Source organism: Cupriavidus agavae (genome assembly GCF_004217045.1).
GTDB classification, from domain to species: Bacteria; Pseudomonadota; Gammaproteobacteria; order Burkholderiales; family Burkholderiaceae; genus Cupriavidus; species Cupriavidus agavae.
Map to the genome: position 1 here is coordinate 1,873,541 of NZ_SGXM01000001.1, position 24,159 is coordinate 1,897,699.

23 protein-coding genes and 1 tRNA gene are annotated in these 24,159 nt (G+C 63.8%); 1 reads left to right on the plus strand and 23 read right to left on the minus strand.

Features of this window, described 5'->3' with window-relative positions; all coding sequences use genetic code 11:
• Positions 1–123: 123 nt before the first annotated feature.
• From EV147_RS08485 to EV147_RS08595, 23 genes are all read right to left on the minus strand, one after another.
• The gene (locus tag EV147_RS08485) at positions 124–780 is read right to left on the minus strand and encodes an NUDIX domain-containing protein (protein WP_130390649.1); all 657 of its coding nucleotides are present in this window, start codon (positions 778–780) and stop codon (positions 124–126) included.
• A 51-nt stretch (positions 781–831) separates the two neighbouring features.
• The gene (locus tag EV147_RS08490) at positions 832–1,140 is read right to left on the minus strand and encodes a DUF2818 family protein (RefSeq protein ID WP_130390650.1); all 309 of its coding nucleotides are present in this window, start codon (positions 1,138–1,140) and stop codon (positions 832–834) included.
• A 25-nt stretch (positions 1,141–1,165) separates the two neighbouring features.
• On the minus strand, positions 1,166–2,641 hold the full coding sequence (gene nuoN, locus EV147_RS08495; protein WP_130390651.1) for an NADH-quinone oxidoreductase subunit NuoN: 1,476 nt from the start codon (positions 2,639–2,641) through the stop codon (positions 1,166–1,168).
• A gap of 18 nt (positions 2,642–2,659) precedes the next feature.
• The gene (locus EV147_RS08500; RefSeq protein WP_130390652.1) at positions 2,660–4,126 is read right to left on the minus strand and encodes an NADH-quinone oxidoreductase subunit M; all 1,467 of its coding nucleotides are present in this window, start codon (positions 4,124–4,126) and stop codon (positions 2,660–2,662) included.
• A gap of 27 nt (positions 4,127–4,153) precedes the next feature.
• Complete coding sequence (gene nuoL, locus EV147_RS08505) at positions 4,154–6,241, minus strand: NADH-quinone oxidoreductase subunit L (protein WP_130390653.1); 2,088 nt, start codon at positions 6,239–6,241, stop codon at positions 4,154–4,156.
• 59 nt (positions 6,242–6,300) lie between these two features.
• Positions 6,301–6,606: an NADH-quinone oxidoreductase subunit NuoK gene (nuoK, locus tag EV147_RS08510; protein WP_029050842.1), complete on the minus strand. Its 306-nt coding sequence runs from the start codon at positions 6,604–6,606 to the stop codon at positions 6,301–6,303.
• A gap of 17 nt (positions 6,607–6,623) precedes the next feature.
• Positions 6,624–7,265: an NADH-quinone oxidoreductase subunit J gene (locus EV147_RS08515; RefSeq protein ID WP_130390654.1), complete on the minus strand. Its 642-nt coding sequence runs from the start codon at positions 7,263–7,265 to the stop codon at positions 6,624–6,626.
• A gap of 142 nt (positions 7,266–7,407) precedes the next feature.
• On the minus strand, positions 7,408–7,899 hold the full coding sequence (gene nuoI / locus EV147_RS08520; RefSeq protein ID WP_130390655.1) for an NADH-quinone oxidoreductase subunit NuoI: 492 nt from the start codon (positions 7,897–7,899) through the stop codon (positions 7,408–7,410).
• Between the two features lie 71 nt (positions 7,900–7,970).
• Entirely contained in the window at positions 7,971–9,035 is a 1,065-nt protein-coding gene (gene nuoH / locus EV147_RS08525) for an NADH-quinone oxidoreductase subunit NuoH (protein WP_130390656.1), read from the minus strand.
• A gap of 18 nt (positions 9,036–9,053) precedes the next feature.
• Positions 9,054–11,423, minus strand: a complete 2,370-nt coding sequence (nuoG, locus tag EV147_RS08530) for an NADH-quinone oxidoreductase subunit NuoG (RefSeq protein WP_130390657.1) — start codon at positions 11,421–11,423, stop codon at positions 9,054–9,056.
• A gap of 13 nt (positions 11,424–11,436) precedes the next feature.
• Positions 11,437–12,732 (minus strand): NADH-quinone oxidoreductase subunit NuoF, encoded by a 1,296-nt coding sequence (gene nuoF / locus EV147_RS08535; RefSeq protein ID WP_130390658.1) that lies wholly within the window; start codon positions 12,730–12,732, stop codon positions 11,437–11,439.
• A 1-nt stretch (position 12,733) separates the two neighbouring features.
• Positions 12,734–13,234, minus strand: coding sequence for an NADH-quinone oxidoreductase subunit NuoE (nuoE, locus tag EV147_RS08540; RefSeq protein WP_130390659.1), 501 nt, complete (start codon positions 13,232–13,234; stop codon positions 12,734–12,736).
• Between the two features lie 224 nt (positions 13,235–13,458).
• Positions 13,459–14,712, minus strand: coding sequence for an NADH-quinone oxidoreductase subunit D (locus EV147_RS08545; RefSeq protein ID WP_130390660.1), 1,254 nt, complete (start codon positions 14,710–14,712; stop codon positions 13,459–13,461).
• 10 nt (positions 14,713–14,722) lie between these two features.
• The gene (locus EV147_RS08550) at positions 14,723–15,322 is read right to left on the minus strand and encodes an NADH-quinone oxidoreductase subunit C (RefSeq protein ID WP_130390661.1); all 600 of its coding nucleotides are present in this window, start codon (positions 15,320–15,322) and stop codon (positions 14,723–14,725) included.
• Between the two features lies 1 nt (position 15,323).
• The gene (locus EV147_RS08555) at positions 15,324–15,806 is read right to left on the minus strand and encodes a NuoB/complex I 20 kDa subunit family protein (RefSeq protein ID WP_008643342.1); all 483 of its coding nucleotides are present in this window, start codon (positions 15,804–15,806) and stop codon (positions 15,324–15,326) included.
• 6 nt (positions 15,807–15,812) lie between these two features.
• Positions 15,813–16,172, minus strand: coding sequence for an NADH-quinone oxidoreductase subunit A (locus tag EV147_RS08560; RefSeq protein ID WP_130390662.1), 360 nt, complete (start codon positions 16,170–16,172; stop codon positions 15,813–15,815).
• Positions 16,173–16,343: 171 nt separating this feature from the next.
• Positions 16,344–16,428: transfer RNA gene (locus EV147_RS08565), tRNA-Leu, on the minus strand.
• Positions 16,429–16,636: 208 nt separating this feature from the next.
• The gene (gene secG / locus EV147_RS08570; RefSeq protein ID WP_130390663.1) at positions 16,637–16,999 is read right to left on the minus strand and encodes a preprotein translocase subunit SecG; all 363 of its coding nucleotides are present in this window, start codon (positions 16,997–16,999) and stop codon (positions 16,637–16,639) included.
• Between the two features lie 50 nt (positions 17,000–17,049).
• Positions 17,050–17,787: a triose-phosphate isomerase gene (tpiA, locus tag EV147_RS08575; protein WP_130390664.1), complete on the minus strand. Its 738-nt coding sequence runs from the start codon at positions 17,785–17,787 to the stop codon at positions 17,050–17,052.
• Positions 17,788–17,887: 100 nt separating this feature from the next.
• Positions 17,888–18,892: an NAD(P)H-quinone oxidoreductase gene (locus EV147_RS08580; RefSeq protein ID WP_130390665.1), complete on the minus strand. Its 1,005-nt coding sequence runs from the start codon at positions 18,890–18,892 to the stop codon at positions 17,888–17,890.
• Positions 18,893–19,043: 151 nt separating this feature from the next.
• Complete coding sequence (gene pnp, locus EV147_RS08585; RefSeq protein ID WP_130390666.1) at positions 19,044–21,203, minus strand: polyribonucleotide nucleotidyltransferase; 2,160 nt, start codon at positions 21,201–21,203, stop codon at positions 19,044–19,046.
• A 471-nt stretch (positions 21,204–21,674) separates the two neighbouring features.
• Positions 21,675–21,944 carry a 30S ribosomal protein S15 gene (gene rpsO, locus EV147_RS08590; RefSeq protein WP_130390667.1) on the minus strand — a complete coding sequence of 90 codons (270 nt, stop codon included), beginning with the start codon at positions 21,942–21,944 and terminating at the stop codon, positions 21,675–21,677.
• Between the two features lie 154 nt (positions 21,945–22,098).
• Entirely contained in the window at positions 22,099–23,379 is a 1,281-nt protein-coding gene (locus tag EV147_RS08595) for a branched-chain amino acid ABC transporter substrate-binding protein (RefSeq protein WP_198680190.1), read from the minus strand.
• Between the two features lie 160 nt (positions 23,380–23,539).
• On the opposite strand from EV147_RS08595, the gene EV147_RS08600 reads away from it, so the two are divergent.
• Entirely contained in the window at positions 23,540–24,073 is a 534-nt protein-coding gene (locus EV147_RS08600) for a hypothetical protein (RefSeq protein WP_130390668.1), read from the plus strand.
• Positions 24,074–24,159 lie beyond the last annotated feature (86 nt).

A 24,159-nucleotide genomic window follows, 5' to 3' on the forward strand; every position in this document is an offset into this window, starting at 1 on the left:
CATGCTAGAAAACGAAAAAACCTGTTTCAACGTGACACTGCATTGACGCTAACTGCCCCGACGGGAGTTGAGAAGGTGAATCGCCACCCGCCACCGACGCCGCGCCGCGGGTGGCCAGACGCATCACCCGTTCGCCCGCACGACTGGAAAAGGCGGCTCGGACTGCTCGCCCGGCTGCCACGCGCCGGAGACAATCTTCTCGAGCCAGAAAGCGCCGATGATCGTCTTCACGTCGGTGATGCGGCCCTGGCGCACCCAGTCGATCACCTGCCCTACCGGGGTAATGAACGTCTCGAGGAACTCGCCGTCATCGAGCTTCGCTGCGCCGGCGGTCAGGTCGCGCGCCAGGAAGAGGTCGATGAATTCGGTGGAGTAGGAAATGACCGGGTGGATGCGCGTCAGGTAGTCCCAGCGCCGTGCCGTGTATCCCGTCTCTTCTTCCAGTTCGCGCTCTCCGCAGCGCTGCGCCCCCTCTTCGGGGTCGAGCTTGCCAGCCGGAAATTCCAGCATGACCTCGCCCACCGGGTAGCGGAACTGGCGCTCCATCAGCACCGTGCCGTCGTCGAACAGCGGGATCATCATCACCGCGCCGGGATGCAGCACATACTCGCGGCCGGTCTGCTTGCCGTCGGGCAGGCGGACGATGTCTTGCTTGAGAGTCAGGAACTTGCCGCGATGGATCGTCGCCGAGGCGACGGGAGTTTCCCTCAGATGCCCGTCATCGGGCTCGGAAGCACCGGACTGGCTGGCGGGAATGGCGGCGGTAGTCTTGTCGGACATGGACGCTCCGGATGTGTGGCACGGTCCCGGGGCGTCAGGAAGTTGGCCGCGTCAGGCCGTGCGATGTTTGACCAGGTATTGCCAGGTGAAGCCGGGAAAGGCGAACACCAGCATCATGCAGCCCGTGATGGCGTAGAACTGCCAGCCTTGCGCAAAGGTGCTGCCAAGGCTGGCTTCCACCGCAAGACCGGCCGCGCCGGCCACCACGTACCACGTGAAGAGCTCCACCAGGCGCAGCCACAGCGGCTTGCGGGCCCACTTCAGGCCCACCGCCGCGAACAGGCGCTGGTTGACGAACGGCAGGTTGGCACACACCAGTGCCAGCAAGATGACAAACCAACCGCCTGCCGAGGAACTCATCGCATCACCTCAAAACGTTGCTGCGTCAGGACGCCAGTGTCGCACGGATCGCCTGGTAGCACAGGCCCATCAGCGCCGCCGGGAAGATACCCAGCAGGATCACGGCCAGGCCATTGATACTGAGCATCGCGCGTACGCCGCCCGAAGCCTCCAGCGGCTCGTCGCCGGCCGGCGCATCAAAGTACATCAGCTTGACCACGCGCAGGTAGTAGAAGGCACCGATCAGCGAGAACACCACGGCCACCACCGCCAGCCAGCTCATGCCAGCCTTGACCACGGCCTGCAGCACGGCCAGCTTGGCGTAGAAGCCGACGGTCGGCGGAATGCCGGCCATCGAGAACATCATCACCAGCATCAGAAACGCGAACCACGGATGGCGGCGCGACATGCCCTTCAGGTCGTCCAGCGTTTCAGCCTCGAAACCCTTGCGCGTACGCACCAGGATCAGGCCGAACGTGCCGAGCGTGGTCAGCATGTACGTGATCGAGTAGAACATCGACGAGCTGTACGCATTGGCCGCGCCATCCGCCTTGTTCGCCACCACGCCGGACAGCATGCCCAACAGGATGAAGCCCATGTGCGAGATGGTCGAGTACGCCAGCATCCGCTTCAGGTTGGTCTGCACGATGGCCGTCAGGTTGCCGATCACCAGCGAGGCAATCGACAGCACCACCAGCATCATCTGCCAGTCGGTGGCCAGCGGCAGCAGGCCTTCCACCAGTACGCGCAGGATCAGCGCGAAGGCGGCAACCTTCGGGCCGGCCGCGATCAGCAGCGTCACGGCGGTCGGCGAGCCCTGGTAGATATCCGGGATCCACATGTGGAACGGTGCGGCGCCAAGCTTGAACGACAGACCGGCCACGATGAACACCACGCCGAAGGCCAGCATCGTCGTATTGACGCGACCCGACTCCACCACGCGGAAGACCTCGCCGAGGTTCAGCGAACCCGTGGCGCCGTACATCATCGACATGCCGTACAGCAGGAAGCCCGAGGCCAGCGCACCCAGCACAAAGTACTTGATGGCCGATTCCGACGTCACGCGCGAATCGCGGCGCAGCGCCACCAGTGCGTACGAGGACAGCGACAGCAGTTCCAGACCCAGGTACAGCGTCAGGAAATTGTTGCCGGTGATCATCACGATCTGGCCGCCGAGCGTGAACAGCGCCAGCATGTAGAACTCGCCGGCGAACATGTCACGCTCGCCAAGGTAGTGGCGCGTGTAGACCAGCGTCAGGAACATGCCCAGCGCGCAGAACGCCGACAGCACGTTGGCCATCGGATCGATCACGACCAGGTTGGCGAACGCATAGTGCGTTTCGCCATTGGCCGCGTTCAGGCCGAACCAGCCCGTCAGGACGAGCGTGACCAGCAGGGAGAGCGGGTAGGCCAGGCTCGTGCGGTTCTTGCCACGGGCGAGGTCGATCCAGTTGATCGCCGCGATGGCGACCGCCAGGAAGATGATTGGCGCCACCGGGGCCAGGCTAGAGGACGATTGCATGTTTATTCTCTCCCCCGCTTACAGCTTGGACTGTGCCACGTGGGACAGCAGGTTCACCACCGAGGCGTGCATCACGTCGGTGAAGGGTTTCGGGTACAGGCCCATGTACAGCGTGAGGATGGCCAGCAGGCCCAGCATCAGGAATTCGCGCTTGTTCAGGTCCAGCAGTTCGCGCACATGGTCGTGCACGATGTCGCCGAAGATCACGCGCTTGACCATCCACAGCGAATAGGCTGCACCGAAGATCAGGGCGGTGGCGGCCAGCAGGCCAATCCAGAAGTTGTACTTCACGGCGCCCAGGATGACCATGAACTCGCCCACGAAGCCCGACGTCGCCGGCAGGCCGCAGTTGGCCATGGCGAAGAACACCGAGAAGGCGGCGAACTTCGGCATCACGTTCACCACGCCGCCGTAGTCGGCGATCTGGCGCGAGTGCACGCGGTCATACAGCACGCCGATGCACAGGAACATGGCGCCCGAGACGAAGCCGTGCGAGATCATCTGCACGATACCGCCCTCGACACCGATGTCGTTGAAGATGAAGAAACCGAGCGTCACGAAACCCATGTGGGCAATCGACGAGTACGCCACCAGCTTCTTCATGTCGGCCTGGACCAGCGCCACGAGGCCGATGTAGATCACCGCGATCAGCGAGATCGTGATGATGAACGGTGCCATGTAGTGGCTGGCGTCCGGGGCGATCGGCAGCGAGAACCGCAGGAAGCCGTAGGCACCCAGCTTCAGCATGATGGCGGCCAGCACCACGGAACCGCCGGTCGGCGCTTCCACGTGGGCATCGGGCAGCCAGGTGTGCACCGGCCACATCGGCACCTTCACGGCAAAGGCCATGAAGAAAGCCAGGAAGATCAGGATCTGCTCTTCGAACGACAGCTTGGCCTGGTGCCAGGTCAGGATGTCGAACGTCCCCGTCTTGTTGTACAGGTACAGCAGCGCGACCAGCGTCAGCAGCGAGCCGAGCAGCGTGTAGAGGAAGAACTTGAACGCGGCATACACGCGGTTCGGCCCGCCCCAGACACCGATGATGATGTACATCGGGATCAGCGTGGCCTCGAAGAACACGTAGAACAGCATGCCGTCCAGCGCGCAGAACACGCCGACCATCAGGCCCGACAGGATCAGGAACGCGGCCATGTACTCGGCCACGCGCTCGGTGATCACTTCCCAGGCCGCGATCACGACGATCACGGTGATGAACGCGGTCAGCACCACGAACCACATCGAGATGCCATCCACGCCAAGGTGGTAGGCGATGTTGAAGCGCTCGATCCAGTTCGCCTGCTCGACGAACTGCATCGCAGCCGTCGACGTATCGAAGTGCAGGACCAGCGGCAGCGTGACGATGAAGCTGGCGATGGCGCCGAACAGCGACATCCAGCGCACGAAGCACTTGCTGTTGTCGGAGCCGAACATCAATACCAGCAGGCCGAAGAAGATAGGCAGCCAGATTGCGAAAGACAGAACCATTTCTTTGTTTTCCTTACTTGGTGCCTATCACTTGGTGCCTATCACGCCAGTGATCGTCAGCGTCAGGAGCACCAGCATGCCGAGGATCATCGCGAAAGCGTAATGGTAGATGTAGCCAGACTGGATGTAGCGGCTGGCTGCGGCGAACGAGGCCACCACGCGGGCCGAGCCGTTGACGAACAGTCCGTCGATGAGGCTCTGGTCGCCGCCCTTCCACAGGCCCGTACCCAGCAGGCGTGCGCCACGGGCGAACACGGCCTGGTTGAATGCGTCCATGTAGTACTTGTTGTCGAGCAGCGTGTAGAGGCCCGAGAAGCGTTGCTTGATCGCCGCCGGGATGTCCGGGCGCTTCATGTAGAAGAACCACGACAGCACCACGCCGGCAATGGCCAGCCACAGTACCGGGGTCTGCAGCGAGTGGATCGCCATCGGCACCCAGCCATGGAACATTTCTTCCAGTTCCTTCATCGCATGGTGGTTCTCGCCGACGAAGATCACGTCCTTGAACGCCACGCCATGCTTGAAGAACTCGCCGAACAGCATCGGCTCGATGGCGATGGCGCCGATGATCACCGACGGAATGGCCAGCAGCACCAGCGGCAGCGTCACCACCCACGGCGACTCGTGCGGCTTCTGTCCCGGAGCCAGGCCATGGTGATGGTCGTCGCCGTGCGCATCTTCCTCGTCATGGTGGTCGTGGTGGTCATGTGCGTGAGCCTTGCCCCAGCGCTCTTCACCGTGGAACACCAGGAAGTACATGCGGAACGAGTAGAACGCGGTCACGAACACGCCAGCCAGCACAGCAAAGTACGCGAAGCCCGAACCGGCCAGGTGCGACTCGGCCACCGCCTCGATGATCGAATCCTTCGAGTAGAAGCCCGAGAAGAACGGCGTGCCGATCAGCGCCAGCGAACCCACCAGCGACGTGATCCACGTGATCGGCATGTACTTGCGCAGGCCGCCCATGTTGCGGATGTCCTGGTCGTGGTGCATGCCGATGATGACCGAGCCGGCGCCCAGGAACAGCAGTGCCTTGAAGAACGCGTGCGTCATCAGGTGGAACACGGCCACCGAGTAGGCCGAGGCACCCAGCGCCACGGTCATGTAGCCGAGCTGCGACAGCGTCGAGTACGCCACCACGCGCTTGATGTCGTTCTGGATGATGCCAAGGAAGCCCATGAACAGCGCGGTGATCGCACCGATGACCAGGATGAACGACAGCGCGGTGTCCGACAGTTCGAACAGCGGCGACATGCGCGACACCATGAAGATGCCGGCGGTCACCATCGTTGCCGCGTGGATCAGTGCCGAGATCGGGGTCGGGCCTTCCATCGAGTCAGGCAGCCACACGTGCAGCGGGAACTGCGCCGACTTGCCCATCGCGCCGATGAACAGGCAGATGCACGCCACGGTGATCATCAGCCAGTCGGTGCCCGGGAAGATCACGGCGGCCAGTTGCTCGCGCTGGGCGAATACGTCGGTGTAGTTCATGCTGCCGCTGTAGGCCAGCAGCAGGCCAATGCCGAGGATGAAGCCGAAGTCGCCCACGCGGTTGACCAGGAACGCCTTCATGTTGGCGAAGATCGCGGTCGGACGCGTGTACCAGAAGCCGATCAGCAGGTACGAGACCAGGCCCACGGCTTCCCAGCCAAAGAACAGCTGCAGGAAGTTGTTGCTCATCACCAGCATCAGCATCGAGAAGGTGAAGAGCGAGATGTAGGCGAAGAAGCGGTTGTAGCCGGGGTCCCCTTCCATGTAGCCGACGGTGTAGATGTGCACCATCAGCGAGACGAAGGTCACCACCACCATCATCATCGCGGTCAGCGAATCAACGAGGAAGCCGACTTCCAGCTTCAGCGTACCGATGGTCATCCATTCGTAGACGGTGGCGTTGTAGCCGGCGCCGTCCATGACGTCACGCAGCACCAGCAGCGAGAGCACGAACGCGATGGCGACGCCGAGGATCGTTGCCGAATGGGCGATGATCCGTCCGCCGCGCGTCTCGGAGGAGAACGTGCCGAAGAACTTGGTGCCGAACAGGCCGGCTATCGCGGCGCCGGCAAGCGGCGCCAGCGGAATCGCCAGCAGCAGGTTGGGGTTGAGCGTGGTTGCCATAGGACGCTTATTGGTGTGCGGTCAGGGAGCGGTCTTGGTTCTTGTCGTGGACGTTCATGTCAGCCCTTGAGGGTATCCATGTCGTCAACGTTGATCGTGTCCAGATTACGGAACAGCACGACCAGGATTGCCAGACCGATTGCCGACTCGGCAGCGGCCACCGTAAGGATGAAGAAAACGAAAACCTGTCCGGCCAGGTCGCCCATATAGTGCGAGAAGGCCACGAAGTTCATGTTGACCGCAAGCAGCATCAGTTCGAGCGCCATCAGCAGCACGATGACGTTCTTGCGGTTCAGGAAGATGCCAACGATGCTGATCGCAAACAGGATGGCACCGAGCACGAGAAAGTGGGCGAGAGACAGCACAGCGGGGTTCTCCGGGCTTAGTTCTTGTTGGCGGAAGCCGCGGCATCCGCTTCGGCCCGGCCCTCGGCCGGCATTTGCACCAGGCGCACGCGCTCGTCGCGGCGCACGCGCAGCTGGGCGCCCACGTCCTGGGCCTTGACGTCCTTGCGGCGACGCAGCGTCAGCGCCACGGCGGCGATGATCGCCACCAGCAGGATGATGCCGGCCACTTCGAACGCATAGATGTAATCGGTGTAGATCAGCTTGCCCAGCGCCGCGGTGTTCGAATAGTTCGGGTCCTGCGAGCCGGCTGCCGCCACGGCATTGGTGGTGCCGATGAAATTGCGCACCAGCACGATGGCCATCTCGGCGATGATCAGCGCGCCGACGATCGAGGCCATCGGCACGTAGGTCCAGAAATCTCGCCGCAGATGCTCGATGTCGATATCGATCATCATCACCACGAAGAGGAACAGCACCATCACCGCACCCACGTAGACGAGCACGAGCAGGATGGCCAGGAACTCGGCCTTCAGGATCATCCAGATCGCCGCGGCGGTGAAGAACGCCAGGACGAGGAACAGTGCCGAATGCACCGGGTTCTTCGCCGTGATGACTTTCAGTGCGGAGAGCACCAGCACCAGGGCGAAGGCGTAGAAGATGGCTGTCGTGAGTTCCATGGTCCTTATCGGATCCTCTCTGGGCCGCGCTGCCCGGGGCTCCCCGTGGGAAACCCGTGTGCCGCGCGGCATCCTTCCGTTGGCCCCTTGCGGGACCGATTCAATGTCGTTGGCGGGAATGACCCCGCCCAGCTTCGGTTGCTTAGCGGTACTTCGCGTCCGCGGCCTTGGCCGCGGCGATCTGCGGTTCGTAGCGGTCGCCCACGGCCAGCAGCATGTCCTTGGTGAAGTACAGGTCGCCGCGCTTCTCGCCGTGGTACTCGAGAATATGCGTTTCGACGACCGCGTCCACCGGGCAGGCTTCCTCGCAGAAACCGCAGAAGATGCACTTGGTCAGGTCGATGTCGTAGCGCGTGGTGCGGCGGGTGCCATCGGTACGCACGTCGGATTCGATCGTGATGGCCATGGCCGGGCACACTGCCTCGCACAGCTTGCATGCGATGCAACGCTCTTCCCCATTGGGATAGCGGCGCAGTGCGTGCAGGCCGCGGAAACGCGGCGACATCGGCGTTTTCTCTTCCGGGAACTGGACAGTGATCTTCCGGGCGAAGAGATAGCGGCCGGTCAGCGCCATGCCCTTGAAGAGTTCCTTCAGGAGCAGGCTGTTGAAGAAGTCCTTGATGGCGAGCAGCATGACGATTGCTTCCTAAGTATTTCCGCGCGGCGCGCCCTGCCCCATCGGGCGGCGCGCCGTCGCCAGGCCTGTCACGGCCAGATGTTCCACGGCGACTTGATCCAGATCGCCACAATGATCAGCCACGCCACGGTCAGCGGAATGAAGATCTTCCAGCCCAGACGCATGATCTGGTCATAGCGGTAACGCGGGAACGACGCACGGATCCAGATGAAGACCGACAGCAGCAGGAATACCTTGAACACGAGCCAGAAGAAGCCCGGGATCGCATTGGTCAGCGCGCTCGAGAACGGCGGTGCCCAGCCACCGAGGAACATCAGCGAGGTCATCGTCGAGATGATGATCATGTTGATGTATTCGGCCAGGAAGAACAGCGCGAACGTCATGCCCGAGTACTCGATCATGTGGCCGGCCACGATTTCCGATTCGCCTTCCACCACGTCGAACGGGTGACGGTTGGTTTCGGCCACGCCCGAGATGAAGTACACCAGGAACATTGGCAGCAGCGGCAGCCAGTTCCACGACAGCGCATTGATGCCCATGTTGGCGAAGTAGCCGGTGTTCTGGCTGTTCACGATGGCCGACAGGTTCAGGCTGCCCGACACCATCAGCACCGTCACCAGCGCGAAGCCCATGGCGATTTCGTACGACACCATCTGCGCGGCGGCGCGCATCGCGCCGATGAACGCATACTTGGAGTTCGACGCCCAGCCAGCCAGGATCACGCCGTAGACGCCCACCGAGCTGATCGCCATCACGTAGAGCAGGCCCGCGTTCACGTCGGCCATCACCACTTCGGCCTGGAACGGAATCACGGCCCAGACCGCCACGGCCGGCATCAGCACCATCAGCGGCGCCACCAGGTACATGCCCCGGTTGACCTGCGACGGGAACATGACTTCCTTGAGCAGCAGCTTCAGCACGTCGGCGATTGGCTGCAGCAGGCCCAGCGGACCCACGCGGTTCGGGCCGATACGGACGTGCATCCAGCCGATCAGCTTGCGTTCCCAGAGAATCAGGTAGGCAACGCACAGCAGCACCGGCACCACGATGACCACGGCACGGATCAGGATCCAGATCAGCGTCCAAGCGCTGCCGAAGATGGCCTGGCCTTGCGAGGTAATGAGATCGATCATGTAGCTATCCCGCTCTTCTTATACGGTCGCCGTCGCCGCGGCATTCTGGCCGGCCGACAGGTCGATGGCTTTTTCCACGGCGACGTTGCCGAACAGCGCACCCAGCGTCGCGGCGGCCACGGTACCGGCCGGCACGCGCACGGTGTTCACCGGCAGCGTCTTTTCCAGCGCCGCGGGCAGCACCACACTGGCACCATCCTGCGTCACGCGCACCGGGTCACCAGCCTGCACGCCCAGCTTTTCGAACAGGTCGGCCGACAGCGCCACCTGCATCGCACGGCGCGCGGCCGCGGTCAGCTGCAGCGATTCGGCACGTCGCACGATCGGATCGGCGTGGTAGATCGGCACATCGGCGATACGCTCGATACCGTTGGCAGCAGCGGCCGTCACGCGGATCGCCGCATCGGTGGCGTTGTTCAGCTGTCCAGCCACCGGCTGGGCCAGCGCGGCGTCGCGCACGGCCTCGGCCGTCTCGAAATCGAAGCCCGGCACGTCAAGCAGATTGCCCAGCACGCGGAGCACCTTCCAGCCCGGACGCGATTCACCCAGCGCGCGGACCACACCGTTGAAGCTCTGGGCACGGCCCTCGGCGTTCACGAACGTACCGGCGGTCTCGCTGAACGGCGCGATCGGCAGGATCACGTCGGCGTATTGCAGCGCGGCTTCCGAGCGGAACGGCGACAGCACCACGACCGTACCGGCCTGCTGCAGCGCGGCCAGCGACTTGCGGGCGTCGGCCGAATCGAACTCCGGCTCGGCGTTCAGCACGATATAAGCCTTGCGCGGCGCTTCCAGCATGGCTTGCGCATTGGCGCCGCCCTGCTGCGGCAGCGCGCCGGCGATGTAACCACCGACGGTGTTGGCCGCTTCGGTCAGGAAGCCCAGCGTGGCGCCCGTTTCCGTGGCGATCCACTGTGCCAGCGCATGCAGCGCCGAGAATTGCGGGTGACGCACGGCCTCGTTGCCGAGGAATACGGCGCGGCGCTCGCCCGACATCAGCGCATCGGCGGCGGACTTCGCGGCGTCGCCACCGTCGAAACCATCGGTACCGGCCGGAGCAGCCACGCCCTTGGCCGTTGCCACGGCGCGGGCGATACCTGCCAGCGCGGCGGTCCAGCCCGACGGTGCCACGTCGATGCGGGCAGCCGGCATCAACAGGTCTTCACCACCGGCGCCCAGCACGGTCACGCGGGCACCCTTCTTGACGGCCTGGCGCAGGCGCGATGCCAGCAGCGGCTGGTCCTTGCGCAGCGAGGCACCGATGACCAGGGCGCGTTGCAGCGTGGTCACGTCGGCGATCGGCATGCCCAGCCACGGGGCACCCTTCAGGGCGGCCGAGAAATCGGCCTGGCGCAGGCGGAAGTCGACGTTGTCGCTGCCGAGGCCGCGCACCAGCTTGCCCAGCAGGAACAGTTCTTCCAGCGTGCTGTGCGGGCTGGCAATGGCGGCGATCTGGTCCGCGCCATGGTCGCGCTTGATGCTCGCCAGGCCGTTGGCCACGTATTCGAGCGCGGTCTGCCAGTCGGTTTCCATCCACTGGTTGCCCTGCTTGAGCAGCGGGCGGGTCAGACGGTCGGCGCTGTTCAGGCCCTCGTACGAGAAACGATCCTTGTCCGAGATCCAGCATTCGTTGACGTCTTCGTTCTCCAGCGGCACCACACGCATCACGCGCTGGTTCTTGGTCTGGATCACGAGGTTGGCGCCCACGCCGTCGTGCGGCGACACCGACTTGCGGCGGGCCAGTTCCCACGTACGGGCCGAGTAGCGGAACGGCTTGCTGGTCAGCGCGCCGACCGGGCACAGGTCGATCATGTTGCCGGACAGTTCCGAATCCACGGTCTGGCCAACGAACGTCGTGATTTCCGAGTGCTCGCCGCGGTTCAGCATGCCCAGCTCCATCACGCCGGCCACTTCCTGGCCAAAGCGCACGCAGCGGGTGCAGTGGATGCAGCGGGTCATCTCCTCCATGGAGATCAGCGGGCCCACGTTCTTGTGGAACACCACGCGCTTTTCTTCCTTGTAGCGCGACTCCGAAGCGCCGTAACCCACCGCCAGATCCTGCAGCTGGCATTCGCCGCCCTGATCGCAGATCGGGCAGTCCAGCGGGTGGTTGATCAGCAGGAATTCCATCACGGACTTCTGGGCCTTGACGGCCTTTTCAGAGTTCGTGAAGACCTTCATGCCGGGCGTCACCGGGGTGGCGCAGGCGGGCAGCGCCTTGGGCGCCTTTTCCACTTCGACCAGGCACATGCGGCAGTTCGCCGCGATGGACAGTTTGCGGTGGTAGCAGAAGTGCGGGATGTAGGTGCCCAGCTTGCGGGCCGCTTCCATCACGAGGCTGCCTTCCGCAACCTCCACCTTCTTGCCGTCGATCTCGAGTTCAACCATGTTCTGCCACGCTTCAGGAATGGGCCGGGACCATGCACTGCTTGTGTTCGACGTGATACTCGAACTCTTTCCAGTAGTGCTTGAGCATGCCGCGTACCGGCATCGCCGCGGCATCGCCGAGTGCGCAAATCGTGCGACCCATGATGTTTTCCGCGACGTTATTGAGCAGGTCCAGGTCTTCCTGGCGGCCTTCTCCGTGTTCAATGCGATTGACCATGCGATAGAGCCAGCCGGTGCCTTCACGGCACGGCGTGCACTGGCCGCACGATTCTTCAAAATAGAAATACGACAGGCGCAGCAGCGACTTGACCATGCAGCGCGTCTCGTCCATGACGATCACGGCGCCCGAGCCCAGCATCGAGCCGGCCTTGGCGATCGAATCGTAGTCCATGGTCGAGGCCATCATCAGGTCGGCCGGCACCACCGGCGCCGACGATCCGCCAGGGATCACCGCCTTCAGCGCCTTGCCGCCGCGCATGCCGCCCGCCAGCTCCAGCAGCGTGGAGAACGGCGTGCCCAGCGGGATTTCGTAGTTGCCCGGACGCTCGACGTCACCGGAGATCGAGAAGATCTTGGTGCCGCCGTTGTTCGGCTTGCCCATCTTCAGATATTCCTCGGGGCCGATTTCCAGCAGGAACGGCACCGCGGCAAACGTCTCGGTGTTGTTGATCGTGGTCGGCTTGCCATACAGGCCGAAGCTCGCCGGGAAAGGCGGCTTGAAGCGCGGCTGGCCTTTCTTGCCTTCCAGCGATTCGAGCAACGCCGTTTCCTCGCCGCAAATGTACGCGCCATAGCCATGGTGCGCATGCAGCTGGAAGTTGAAGCCCGAACCCAGGATGTTGTCACCGAGGAAACCGGCACGGCGTGCCTCTTCGAGGGCTTCCTCGAAGATCTTGTACTCGTTCCAGATCTCGCCGTGGATGTAGTTGTAGCCCACGGTGATACCCATCGCATACGCGCCGATGGCCATGCCCTCGATCAGCGAATGCGGGTTGTAGCGGATGATGTCGCGGTCCTTGAACGTACCCGGCTCGCCCTCGTCGGTATTGCAGACCAGGTACTTCTGGCCCGGGAACGTACGCGGCATGAAGCTCCACTTCAGGCCCGTGGGGAAGCCCGCACCACCGCGGCCGCGCAGACCGGACGCCTTCACGTCCGCGATCACCTGTTCGGGGGGCACCTTGCCCTCGAGAATGCGGCGCAGCTGCTTGTAGCCGCCGCGCGCAACGTAATCCTCGAGATGCCAGTTCTTGCCGTCCAGGCCAGCCAGGATCAGCGGCTTGATGTGACGGTCGTGCAGAGAGGTCATGTTACTTGTCCCCCTTGGCGGCGGCTTCGGCCTTGAGCTCGTCGACGAGTGCGTCGAGTTTGTCGTCGCTCATGAAGCTGCACATGCGGGTATTGTTGACGATCATCACCGGGGCATCGCCGCAGGCGCCCATGCACTCGCCTTCCTTCAGCGTGAAGCAGCCGTCGGCGGTCGTCTCGTTATAGTCGATCCCGAGCTTGCGCTTCAGGTATTCGCCCGCCCGGTCGCCACCAGACAGCGCGCAAGGCAGGTTCGTGCAGACGGTGAGCTTGTACTTGCCCACCGGCTTGGTGTCATACATGTTGTAGAACGTGGCCACCTCTTCCACCCACACGGGCGGCATTTCCAGGTAGCTGGCGACGAACTGCATGACTTCGGGGGAAACCCAGCCCACTTCGCCCTGGGCCACGGCGAGTGCCGCCATCACGGCCGACTGCTTCTGGTCGGTCGGATACTTCGCGATCGCGCGATCGATTTCCTTGAGAGCTTCTGCTGATAGCATGGTCATTGCAGTATTACTACGGCGAAGCCGCGCACACGCGCCACTCCGCTGGTTTGCAGCCGTCGCTGCCATGTCCTGCCGGCCGGATGCATGATGCATACCTGCCGGTCCGTTGCAGGCACCTGCCTGCCGCCACCGCTACCGCCGGGGCCGGCCGAACACGCCCGGATCGTCGTCCGGGCAACGGCCTGTGACGGGATACTTCCCGAGGTTCCGGGTATCCCTTAGCGGTCGATCTCGCCGAACACGATGTCCTGCGTGCCGATGATCGTGACCGCATCCGCAATCATGTGTCCCCTGGCCATTTCGTCGAGCGCGGCCAGGTGGGCATAGCCCGGTGCCCGGATCTTCAGGCGATACGGCTTGTTCGCACCGTCGGAGATCGCGTAGATGCCGAACTCGCCCTTCGGGTGCTCCACCGCCGCGTAAGCCTCGCCCGGCGGCACGTGCATGCCTTCGGTGAAGAGCTTGAAGTGGTGGATCAGCTCTTCCATGTTCGACTTCATGTCCACCCGCGACGGCGGCGCCACCTTGTGGTTGTCGGTGATCACCGGACCCGGGTTGCGGCGCAGCCAGTCGATGCACTGCTTGATGATCCGGTTCGACTGGCGCATTTCCTCCACGCGCACCAGGTAACGCGAATAGCAGTCGCCGGCCGTGCCCACGGGGATGTCAAAGTCGAGCTGGTCGTACACTTCGTAGGGCTGCTTCTTGCGCAGATCCCACTCGATGCCCGAACCGCGCAGCATCGGGCCGGTGAAGCCCATCTGCAGTGCGCGCTCCGGCGTGACCACGCCGATATCCACAAGACGTTGCTTCCAGATACGGTTATCGGTCAGCAGCGTCTCATATTCATCGACATACGTCGGAAAACGGTTCGTGAAGTCCTCGATGAAGTCCAGCAACGAGCCCGAGCGGGCTTCGTTCATCACCTTGATGGCCTTCTCGTTGTGCACCTTGGACGCACGATATTGCGGCATCGTGTCAGGCAGGTCGCGGTAGACGCCGCCCGGACGGTAGTAGGCCGCGTGCATGCGCGCGCCCGACACCGCCTCGTACATGTCGAACATGTCCTCGCGCTCGCGGAAGGCGTAGAGGAACACCGCCATCGCGCCCACGTCCAGCGCGTGCGAGCCGATCCACATCAGGTGGTTCAGCAGGCGGGTGATCTCGTCGAACATCACGCGGATGTACTGCGCGCGCACCGGCACTTCCAGGCCCAGCATGCGCTCGATGGCCATCACGTACGCATGTTCGTTGACCATCATCGACACGTAGTCGAGACGGTCCATGTACGGAACGCTCTGGATCCAGGTCTTCTGCTCGGCCAGCTTCTCGGTGGCACGGTGCAGCAGGCCGATGTGGGGGTCGGCGCGCTGGATGACTTCGCCGTCCAGCTCAAGCACCAGGCGCAGCACGCCGTGGGCTGCAGGGTGTTGGGGGCCGAAGTTCAGGGTGTAGTTTTTGATATCTGCCATGACGCCGTTCTCAGTGCTGCGTGCCGCCGTATTTGTCCTCGCGGATCACGCGGGGCGTGATTTCGCGCGGCTCGATCGTCACCGGCTGGTAGATGACCCGCTTCTGCTCCGGGTCGTAACGCATTTCCACGTAGCCCGAGACCGGGAAGTCCTTGCGGAACGGATGGCCGACGAAACCGTAGTCGGTCAGGATGCGGCGCAGGTCGTTGTGGCCTTCGAACACGATGCCGTAGAAGTCGAACGCTTCGCGCTCGAACCAGTTCACAGAGTTCCAGACGTCCACCAGCGACGGCAGCACGGGCATGTCGTCATCCGGGGCGAACGTGCGCAGGCGCAGGCGCCAGTTGTGCGTGACCGACAGCAGGTGCGTGACCGCGGCAAAGCGCGGGCCGTCCCAGGTGCCTTCGGCGTATTCGGAGTAATCGACGCCGCAGAGATCGAGCGCCTGCTCGAAGCGCAGCGACGGATCGTCGCGCAGCAGCAGCGCCACGTCGAGGTAGTCGGCAGCCTTGACGATCAGCGTCAGTTCGCCGTTCGCCTGGCTCAGATTCTGTACACGCTTGCCCAGCACCTTCTCGAGCGCGGCCTTGAGGGTATCGAGATTCGCCATGTCAGCCCTTGCGCGCGATGGTGTTGGTGCGCTTGATCTTGTTCTGGAGCTGGATCACGCCGTAGATCAGCGCTTCCGCCGTCGGCGGGCAGCCCGGAACATAGATGTCGACCGGCACGATGCGGTCGCAGCCACGCACCACCGAATACGAGTAGTGGTAGTAGCCGCCGCCGTTGGCGCACGAACCCATCGAGATCACCCAGCGCGGTTCCGCCATCTGGTCGTAGACCTTGCGCAGCGCCGGAGCCATCTTGTTGCACAGCGTACCGGCCACGATCATCACGTCGGACTGACGCGGCGACGGGCGGAAGATCACGCCGAAACGGTCCATGTCGTAGCGGGCGGCGCCGGCGTGCATCATTTCCACGGCACAGCAGGCCAGACCGAACGTCATGGGCCACAGGGAACCCGTGCGGGTCCAGTTGATCAGCTTGTCAGCGGTCGTCGTGACAAAGCCTTCATTGAGAACGCCTTCGATTGCCATTTCACATCACTCCCAATCGAGCGCGCCCTTTTTCCAGATGTAGACGAAGCCCACGATGAATTCCAGCAGAAACACGCCCATGGCGATGAATCCCGGCCAGCCGATGTCCTTGAGGGCAACGCCCCACGGAAACAGGAAGGCAGTTTCGAGATCGAACAGGATAAAGAGGATGGCGATGAGGTAGTAGCGCACATCGAATTTCATGCGCGCATCCTCGAACGCTTCGAAGCCGCACTCGTAGGGCGAGAGCTTCGCTGCGTCAGGCTTGTAGGGACCGAGGATCCGACCGATGGACATCAGTACTCCACCGAGCACGACGCCAAAGAGGATGAAGATGAGGACGGGGAAGTAGGCTTCGAGAGTCAAGGTACGGCCAGCCTTATCTGGAATGTTGTCAACAGCACCAGCTAGCGGCGTCCTGTTGCCCACCCCAGGCGCCATCCCGTCTTAGCTACGGCGCCGCCTTGCGGACTGCCGGACAGCCCCACACGCCCATCTTCGTCAATGGACATGCACGGGACTCCCGATCAAGTTTTTTGGTGCCGACGGCGAGACTCGAACTCGCACAGCTTTCGCCACTACCCCCTCAAGATAGCGTGTCTACCAATTTCACCACGTCGGCTGGGGGAGAAACAATATTGCCTTGCGCCGGGTTTTGAGGCCCTACGAAGCGTGGTCAGAGAAGTCTGTCCTCTGGCTTTCGCCCCGCGCTGGGGAATCGTTTCAAGCCTTGCATTCTAACTCATGATTCCCGATTTGTTCAATGCACAACCACAAATAAAATCAGGAATCCGCGAACACACTGTTCGATTATTGCGCGCTATCCGGACTTACTTGGGGACAGCGGGCGCGCCCGGCACCGAGGCGCCATTGGCTGCCGGCGCCGAAGCTGCCGCAGCCGAGGCCGGCGCCGGTTGTTGTGCGGCGCCCATGACGCCAAGCGAGGCCTGGGGCTTGTAGTTGCCAAGCAACGTCAGGCCCAGCGTGCACGCGAAAAACAGCGCTGCGAGGACGGCCGTGGTACGCGACAGGAAGTTGGCCGAGCCCGAGGCGCCGAACAGACTGCCCGACGCACCCGAGCCAAACGCCGCACCGACGTCCGCGCCCTTGCCATGCTGCAGCAGGACGAGGCCGATCACGCCAAGCGCGGACAGTACCTGCACAACGACCAACAAAGTCTTGAAGATTGCCATTTGGTTAAATTCGTTTCGTACTTGCCTGATCAGACAGTCGCATCCGGCATTCAGGCATTGCCGATGGCGAGGAAATCATCCGCTTTCAGCGAGGCGCCGCCAATCAGGCCCCCGTCGATATCGGACATCGAAAACAGTTCTGCGGCGTTGTCAGGCTTGACGCTGCCGCCATACAGGATGGCCAGGCCCTGCGCCACGCCCGCGTCGCGCGAAGCCACCTGGGCGCGCAGCGCAGCGTGCACGGCCTGGGCCTGCTCGCTCGACGCGGTCTTGCCCGTGCCGATGGCCCAGACAGGCTCATAGGCCAGAACAATCCGACCAAGCTGCTCGATAGACAGCGCATCGATGACAGCCTGCAACTGGCGGCCCACCACGGCTTCGGTCTGGCCGGCTTCGCGCTCGGCCAGGGTCTCGCCGACACAGACCACGGGCACGAGGCCGGATTCCAGCGCACGCAGGGCCTTGGCAGCTACGGTGGCGTCAGTCTCGCCGTGATAGGTCCGGCGCTCCGAGTGACCCACCAGCGCATAGGTGCAGCCGAACTCGGCCAGCATCGGCGCAGCGGTCTCGCCGGTGAACGCGCCGCGCGCCTCCGCCGACACATCCTGCGCACCCCAGGCCACCTGGGAACCCGTGAGCAGCGACTGGCACTGGGCAAGATAAGGAAACGGCGCGCAGACCGCCAGCTTCGCCTTGGCGGGCGCGACCTTGATGCCTTCCAGCAACGCCGCGTTGGCGGCCAGGCTGCCGTGCATCTTCCAGTTGCCGATGACCAGCTTTTGTCTCACAACGGTCCCCCTCGAAAATCAAACCCGCTATTGTAGCGTGGTCAAGGGGTTGCGGCCAGCGCGCGGCAGACAATCGCCGCCCGTCCGCGCGCCGGGCCGATCACCAGGTCAGCACGATCTTGCCGATATGTTCGCTCGACTCCATCAGGCGATGAGCATCGGCGGCCTGCTCGGCCGGGAACACCTTGTGGATCACGGGCTTGATCTTGCCGGCCGCCAGCAGCGGCCACACGTTCTGGTGCAGCGCCTGGGCGATGGCGCCCTTGAACGACGCCGGGCGCGGACGCAGCGTGGAGCCGGTGATCGTGATGCGCCGGCGCAGGATGTCACCAAGCGGAATCTCGGCCTTGCCGCCACCCAGCAGCGCGATGATCACGATGCGGCCATCGTCGGCGATGCACGACAGTTCGCGGGCCAGGTAAGAGCCCACCACCATGTCGAGGATCACGTCGACGCCCTTGCCCCCGGTCAAACTCTTGACCTCGGCCGCGAAGTCCTGCGTCTTGTAGTTGATCGCCCGATCCGCGCCCAGCTCCTCGCACGCCTTGCACTTGTCGTCGCTGCCCGCCGTGACAAACACCTTGAAGCCCATCGCCTTGGCCACCTGGATGGCCGTGGTACCGATGCCACTGGAACCGCCCTGGATCAGCAGCGTTTCCGCCGCGCCGCGCGGGCCCTTGCCCAGCAGGCCACGGTCGAACACATTGCTCCAGACCGTGAAGAACGTTTCGGGCAGCGCCGCCGCCTCGATGTCGCTGAGGCCCTCGGGCACCGGCAGGCACTGCTCGACCGGCGCGGTGCACAGCTCCGCGTAGCCGCCGCCCTGCACCAGCGCGCAGACGCGGTCGCCCACCTTCAGGCCAAAGCGGTTGGCCGCGTTCGACAGGTCACCGCCCACCACCACCCCGGCCACTTCGAGGCCCGGCAGATCCGAGGCGCCCGGCGGCACGGGATAGTTGCCGGTGCGCTGGAACACGTCGGGGCGGTTGATGCCGGCCGCCGCAACGCGGATCAGGATCTCGCCGGCCTTCGGCTCCGGGTCGGGACGCTGCGCGGGTTGCAGGACCTCGGGGCCGCCGTACTCGCGGATCTCGATGGCTTTCATGATGTCTCCTTATGAATGGCGGGATCGATGCACGCGCGGGCTTGGCACTCGGCGCGCGGCACACGGAAAAATGACTGACCGGCAGTGTAAACAAAAAAGCGGCTGGACATCGCCAGCCGCTTTCATCGCTACTACCGCCGCGAAAATCAGCTTACTGCTGCTGTTCCGGTGCGGCCGAGCTGTCGCCCTGCGGGTTGATCGGGCTGATGCTGCCGCCCTCTTCCGCCAGCGCAGCCTTCAGCGACAGGCGCAGACGACCCTTCTCGTCGGCCTGGATCAGCTTCACGCGCACCTGCTGGCCTTCCTTCAGCCAGTCCTTGATGTCCTTGACGCGCTCGTTGACGATCTCCGAGATATGCAGCAGACCGTCCTTGCCCGGCAGGATGTTCACGATGGCGCCGAAGTCCAGCAGCTTCAGCACGGTGCCGGCGTAGATCTTGCCCACTTCGGCTTCCGCGGTGATGCCCTCGATGCGGCGCTTGGCTTCGGCCATGCCGTCGGTCGAGGTCGACGCGATCGTGATCGTGCCGTCTTCCTGGATGTCGATGGTCGTGCCGGTTTCCTTGGTCAGCGCCTGGATCGTCGAGCCGCCCTTGCCGATCACTTCGCGGATCTTGTCCGGATGGATCTTCATCGTGATCATGCGCGGTGCGTGCGCCGACAGTTCCGTGCGGGCATGGCCCATGGCGTCCTGCATCTTGCCCAGGATGTGCATGCGGCCTTCGCGGGCCTGCGCCAGCGCCACCTGCATGATTTCCTTGGTGATGCCCTGCACCTTGATGTCCATCTGCAGTGCCGTGATACCGGTATCGGTACCCGCCACCTTGAAGTCCATGTCGCCGAGGTGGTCCTCGTCGCCCAGGATGTCGGTCAGCACGGCAAACTTGTTGCCTTCCAGGATCAGGCCCATGGCCACGCCGGCCACGTGCGCCTTGACCGGAACGCCGGCGTCCATCAGTGCCAGGCAGCCGCCGCAGACCGAAGCCATCGACGACGAACCGTTCGACTCGGTGATTTCCGAGACCAGGCGGATCGTGTAGGCGAATTCGTCTTCCTTCGGCAGCACCGGGATCAGTGCGCGCTTGGCCAGGCGGCCGTGGCCGATTTCACGGCGCTTCGGGCTGCCCACGCGGCCCGTTTCGCCGGTGGCGAACGGAGGCATGTTGTAGTGGAGCATGAAGCGGTCGCGGTACTCGCCGGCCAGTGCGTCGATGATCTGCTCGTCGCTCTTGGTGCCCAGCGTGGCCACGGCCAGCGCCTGGGTTTCACCACGCGTGAACAGCGACGAACCGTGGGCGCGCGGCAGCACCGACGAACGGATCTCGATCGGGCGCACGGTGCGCGTGTCGCGGCCGTCGATACGCGGCTCGCCGGCCAGGATCTGGCCACGCACGATCTTTGCCTCGAGGTCGAACAGGATGTTGCCGACTTCGACCTTCTCGGCCTCGACACCGGCCTCGGCCAGCTTGGCCTGCACGGTGGCGTAGACTTCCTTGAGCTTGGCGCTGCGGGCCGACTTCTGGCGCAGCTGATACGTTTCCTGCAGCAGCGGCAGGCCAATCTCGCTCACCTTGGCGATCAGGGCTTCGTTCTTGGCTGCCGGGGCCCATTCCCACTCGGGACGGCCGCCTTCACGCACCAGTTCGTGAATCGCGTTGATGGCGACCTGCGACTGCTCGTGGCCGAACACCACGCCGCCCAGCATCACGTCTTCCGACAGTTGCTTGGCTTCCGATTCCACCATCAGCACGGCGCGCTCGGTACCGGCGACCACGAGGTCCAGGTCCGACGTGGCGATCTGCGAGCGGGTCGGGTTCAGCAGGTACTGGCCGTCCTTGTAACCCACGCGGGCAGCGCCCACCGGGCCGTTGAACGGGATGCCCGACACGGCCAGCGCGGCCGACGAGGCGATCAGCGCCGGGATGTCGGCCGGCACTTCCGGGTTGATCGACAGCACGTGGATCACCACCTGCACGTCGTTGTAGAAGCCTTCCGGGAACAGCGGACGCAGCGGACGGTCGATCAGGCGCGACGTCAGCGTTTCGTTTTCCGACGGACGGCCTTCGCGCTTGAAGAAGCCACCCGGGATCTTGCCGGCGGCGTAGGTCTTCTCGATGTAGTCGACGGTCAGCGGGAAGAAGTCCTGGCCCGCCTTCGGGCTCTTGGCTGCCACCACGGTGGCCAGCACCACGGTGTCTTCGATATCGACGATCACGGCGCCAGACGCCTGGCGGGCGATTTCGCCGGTTTCCATGCGGACCTTGTGCTGGCCCCACTGGAATTCCTTGACGATCTTGTTGAACATGGTCATGAGCGTTCCTTGATTACTTGCTTTGCCGGCCGTCAATACCGATACGGCCAGCTGGCGCCTGCGCTCGCAGCGGCAGGCGAACTGCCGGAGTCGCTCCGGACCGCAGTCTCAGGGAAGTGCTATGCCATTCCATCGCGCCACCGTTCGGGAAATCCGTACGATGACGATGCGCGCGCGATGGAATGACACAAAACCCCGTTTCCTTGGCCGGCTCCGGTGTCACGAAGCTTGTTAAAGCACGATAAAGAGCGAGGTAACTTACTCCGTCGCATCGCTCGATGCAACGGCGCCAGGCGCTCGGGCCCAGCCGAATAGTGACGCAATTACCACTTCAATGCCAACCGGGCAGCGCAAACCACCCGGCCAGAAAAGCAAAATGCCTGCCTCAGCAGAGCTGACGCAGGCATTGCGGCCTCACGTGAAATCGTGCGCGAACCACTGACGCAGGACCCGTGCTGCCATCCGCGGACCTTACTTGCGCAGGCCCAGGGCTTCGATCAGGGCGCGGTAACGGTCGGCGTCGCGGGCCTTAAGGTAGTCCAGCAGACGGCGACGGCGGCTCACCATGCGCAGCAGACCGCGGCGGCTGTGGTGATCCTTCATGTTGGCCTTGAAGTGGGGGGTCAGTTCGTTGATGCGGGTGGTCAGCAGAGCGACCTGGACTTCGGGGCTACCCGTGTCGTTGGCGCCGCGGGCGAACTTCTGGATGACTTCGGTCTTGTTGATTTCGGCAAATGCCATGACGATTTCCTTTTACTTGCGAACGCTGCAGCACGGAATGTGCCGCCTGCGTCGTGCCTTGTCGGAACTTGGCAACCGCCGCCCGGGAACGGACGACAGCCGCGCATTATAGCCCAAAACGGCCCGTCCGCGACATCGGGCGGTGCCACCGCGGTCAGCGCGCCGCCGGGCGCTCCATGCGGCACGTGGTGGGCAGCGTGGTCTGGGCGGTCTTGAGCTTCTTCACCGTCCGGAACCCATAGCCCGAACCTTCGTTGTCGAAGCGCACCGCGCCGCCCTGCCGGGCCATTGCCGAGACGTATAGCGGCTGCAGTACCTGGTGGTCGTCGGCCCGAACCGTCGCGTCGTGGAAGCCGTTCGTGAACCGCATGTTTTCCAGCGCGTAGGCCACGGCCACGGCGTCCGTGGAACCGGCCTGCTCGATGGCGCGCGCCAGCATCTCCACCATCATCTGCATGCGCAGGTGGACATAATCGTCGCGCGGGTCCGGATAGCGGGCGCGGAACGACTGGTAGAACGCGTCGGAGGCCGCGCCGCCCACGTTCGGGTGCCATTCGGCCACCGCCAGCACGCGGCCCACGCCGGCGTCGCCCATTGCCGCCGGGGCGCCTAGGCCATTGCCGTAGAAGGTATAGAAGCGCGCATAGAGCCCGCCTTCGCGTGCGGCCTTGACCATCAGCGTCAGGTCGTTGCCCCAGTTGCCGGTAATGACGGCGTCGGCGCCGCTGGCCTTGATCTTGGCGATATAAGGCGCGAAGTCCTTGATCTTGCCGATCGGATGGAACTCGTCGCCCACGATCTGGATATCGGGCCGCTTGGCGGCCAGCATCTCACGTGCCGAACGCGCCACCTGATGGCCGAAGCTGTAGTCCTGGTCGATCAGGTAGACCTTGCGCACCCCGTGTTCGCCCCGGATGGCCTCGGTCAGCGCCTGCATGCGCATGTCCGAGCTCGCGTCGAACCGGAAATGCCAGAAACTGCAATTCTCGTTGGTCAGCGTGGGATCGACGGCGGAGTAGTTCAGGAACAGCACGCGGGCGTCGGGCTGGCGCTGGTTGTGGCGATTGATGGCCGCCACCAGCGCGCCGGCCACGGCCGAACTGTTGCCCTGGAGCACGAACGGGATGCGCTTGTCCACCAGGCTCCGGAACTGGATCAGGCTCTCGTCGACATTGCCCTTGCTGTCGAACGTCACCAACTCCAGCGGGTGCTGGCCGTCGGGCAGCTTCACGCCACCCGAGGCATTGATGCGCTCGATCGACAGCCGCAGGTTGCGCACCACGGCGTCGCCCGCATTGGCGAACGGCCCCGAGAGGCCATCGATCATGCCGAGCCGGATCGGCTTGCCCTCCGCCTGCGCCTGGACCCCCGCTGCCAGGCACAGCAACGCCGCCCCCAGGCAGGCACCCAGCCCGCGCTTCACCAAACCTACCATCTACCCACTCCAATACTGCTGCGCAATGCAGGACGCGCGATCTTACGGCAGTTGCCACCGATGCCGCAACGCGCCCGCCACGCCACCGCCGGCGCACATCGTCGTCGTCAGGCCACTACACTTGCGGATATCTCACCAGACGACACTCGGGGCCATGGCCATGCAACACCCTCTCCTCCGTTTCCCACACGCCCGCCGCTGGGCCGCCGCCCTGCTGCTGGCCGCGACGATGTCAGGCTGCGCGACGCTGGCGCCGGTCAATACCGGCCTGAAACTGGTCGGCCAGCCACAAAGCGCCGTACAGGCTACTTTTGGCAAGCCGACCGATGTCTATCAGCTTGCCGATGGCACGACCCGCTGGTTCTACTCGGAGCAACCGCTGGGCGAATATTCCTACGCTGCCGATTTCGACCGCGAAGGCCGGCTGACCAATTTCCGCCAGATGCTGACCACGGCGGAGCTGTACAAGGCCAAGATCAACGTCTGGACCAAGCAGGACGTGCTGGAGCACTTCGGCGCGCCGCGCGAACCCAACCAGTACTACCCGCGCCTGAAACGCGAGGCGTGGAGCTACCGCTTCCTGCACGAGGACCAGTGGTACTCGATGTTCAATTTCATGTTCGATGATGCCGGCGTGCTAAGGCAGACGCTGATCACGCCGGACCCGCTGCGCGACCGCGCCGAGCGGGACTAGCTCCCCCACTCTCCCCGCGAGAAACGGAAAAACCGCCCTGCCGCGCTGGATCAGCGCCGGGGGCGGTCCTTGCCAGCCGGGCCTTC

Excerpts from the sequence above, each read along its gene's own strand:
- EV147_RS08555 (WP_008643342.1), bottom strand. The coding sequence starts at position 15,806 with ATGGCAATCGAAGGCGTTCTCAATGAAGGCTTTGTCACGACGACCGCT.
- nuoF (WP_130390658.1), bottom strand. The coding sequence starts at position 12,732 with ATGACCTCTCTGCACGACCGTCACATCAAGCCGCTGATCCTGGCTGGC.
- pnp (WP_130390666.1), bottom strand. The coding sequence starts at position 21,203 with ATGACCATGTTCAACAAGATCGTCAAGGAATTCCAGTGGGGCCAGCAC.
- EV147_RS08490 (WP_130390650.1), bottom strand. The coding sequence starts at position 1,140 with ATGAGTTCCTCGGCAGGCGGTTGGTTTGTCATCTTGCTGGCACTGGTG.
- EV147_RS08500 (WP_130390652.1), bottom strand. The coding sequence starts at position 4,126 with ATGGTTCTGTCTTTCGCAATCTGGCTGCCTATCTTCTTCGGCCTGCTG.
- nuoG (WP_130390657.1), bottom strand. The coding sequence starts at position 11,423 with ATGGTTGAACTCGAGATCGACGGCAAGAAGGTGGAGGTTGCGGAAGGC.
- EV147_RS08600 (WP_130390668.1), top strand. The coding sequence starts at position 23,540 with ATGCAACACCCTCTCCTCCGTTTCCCACACGCCCGCCGCTGGGCCGCC.
- EV147_RS08515 (WP_130390654.1), bottom strand. The coding sequence starts at position 7,265 with ATGGAACTCACGACAGCCATCTTCTACGCCTTCGCCCTGGTGCTGGTG.
- nuoL (WP_130390653.1), bottom strand. The coding sequence starts at position 6,241 with ATGGCAACCACGCTCAACCCCAACCTGCTGCTGGCGATTCCGCTGGCG.
- EV147_RS08485 (WP_130390649.1), bottom strand. The coding sequence starts at position 780 with ATGTCCGACAAGACTACCGCCGCCATTCCCGCCAGCCAGTCCGGTGCT.
- nuoE (WP_130390659.1), bottom strand. The coding sequence starts at position 13,234 with ATGCTATCAGCAGAAGCTCTCAAGGAAATCGATCGCGCGATCGCGAAG.
- nuoH (WP_130390656.1), bottom strand. The coding sequence starts at position 9,035 with ATGATCGATCTCATTACCTCGCAAGGCCAGGCCATCTTCGGCAGCGCT.
- rpsO (WP_130390667.1), bottom strand. The coding sequence starts at position 21,944 with ATGGCATTTGCCGAAATCAACAAGACCGAAGTCATCCAGAAGTTCGCC.
- secG (WP_130390663.1), bottom strand. The coding sequence starts at position 16,999 with ATGGCAATCTTCAAGACTTTGTTGGTCGTTGTGCAGGTACTGTCCGCG.
- EV147_RS08595 (WP_198680190.1), bottom strand. The coding sequence starts at position 23,379 with ATGGTAGGTTTGGTGAAGCGCGGGCTGGGTGCCTGCCTGGGGGCGGCG.
- EV147_RS08550 (WP_130390661.1), bottom strand. The coding sequence starts at position 15,322 with ATGGCGAATCTCGATACCCTCAAGGCCGCGCTCGAGAAGGTGCTGGGC.
- nuoI (WP_130390655.1), bottom strand. The coding sequence starts at position 7,899 with ATGCTGCTCGCCATCAAGGACTTCTTCAACAGCCTGCTCCTGAAGGAA.
- EV147_RS08580 (WP_130390665.1), bottom strand. The coding sequence starts at position 18,892 with ATGAAAGCCATCGAGATCCGCGAGTACGGCGGCCCCGAGGTCCTGCAA.
- EV147_RS08545 (WP_130390660.1), bottom strand. The coding sequence starts at position 14,712 with ATGGCAGATATCAAAAACTACACCCTGAACTTCGGCCCCCAACACCCT.
- nuoN (WP_130390651.1), bottom strand. The coding sequence starts at position 2,641 with ATGCAATCGTCCTCTAGCCTGGCCCCGGTGGCGCCAATCATCTTCCTG.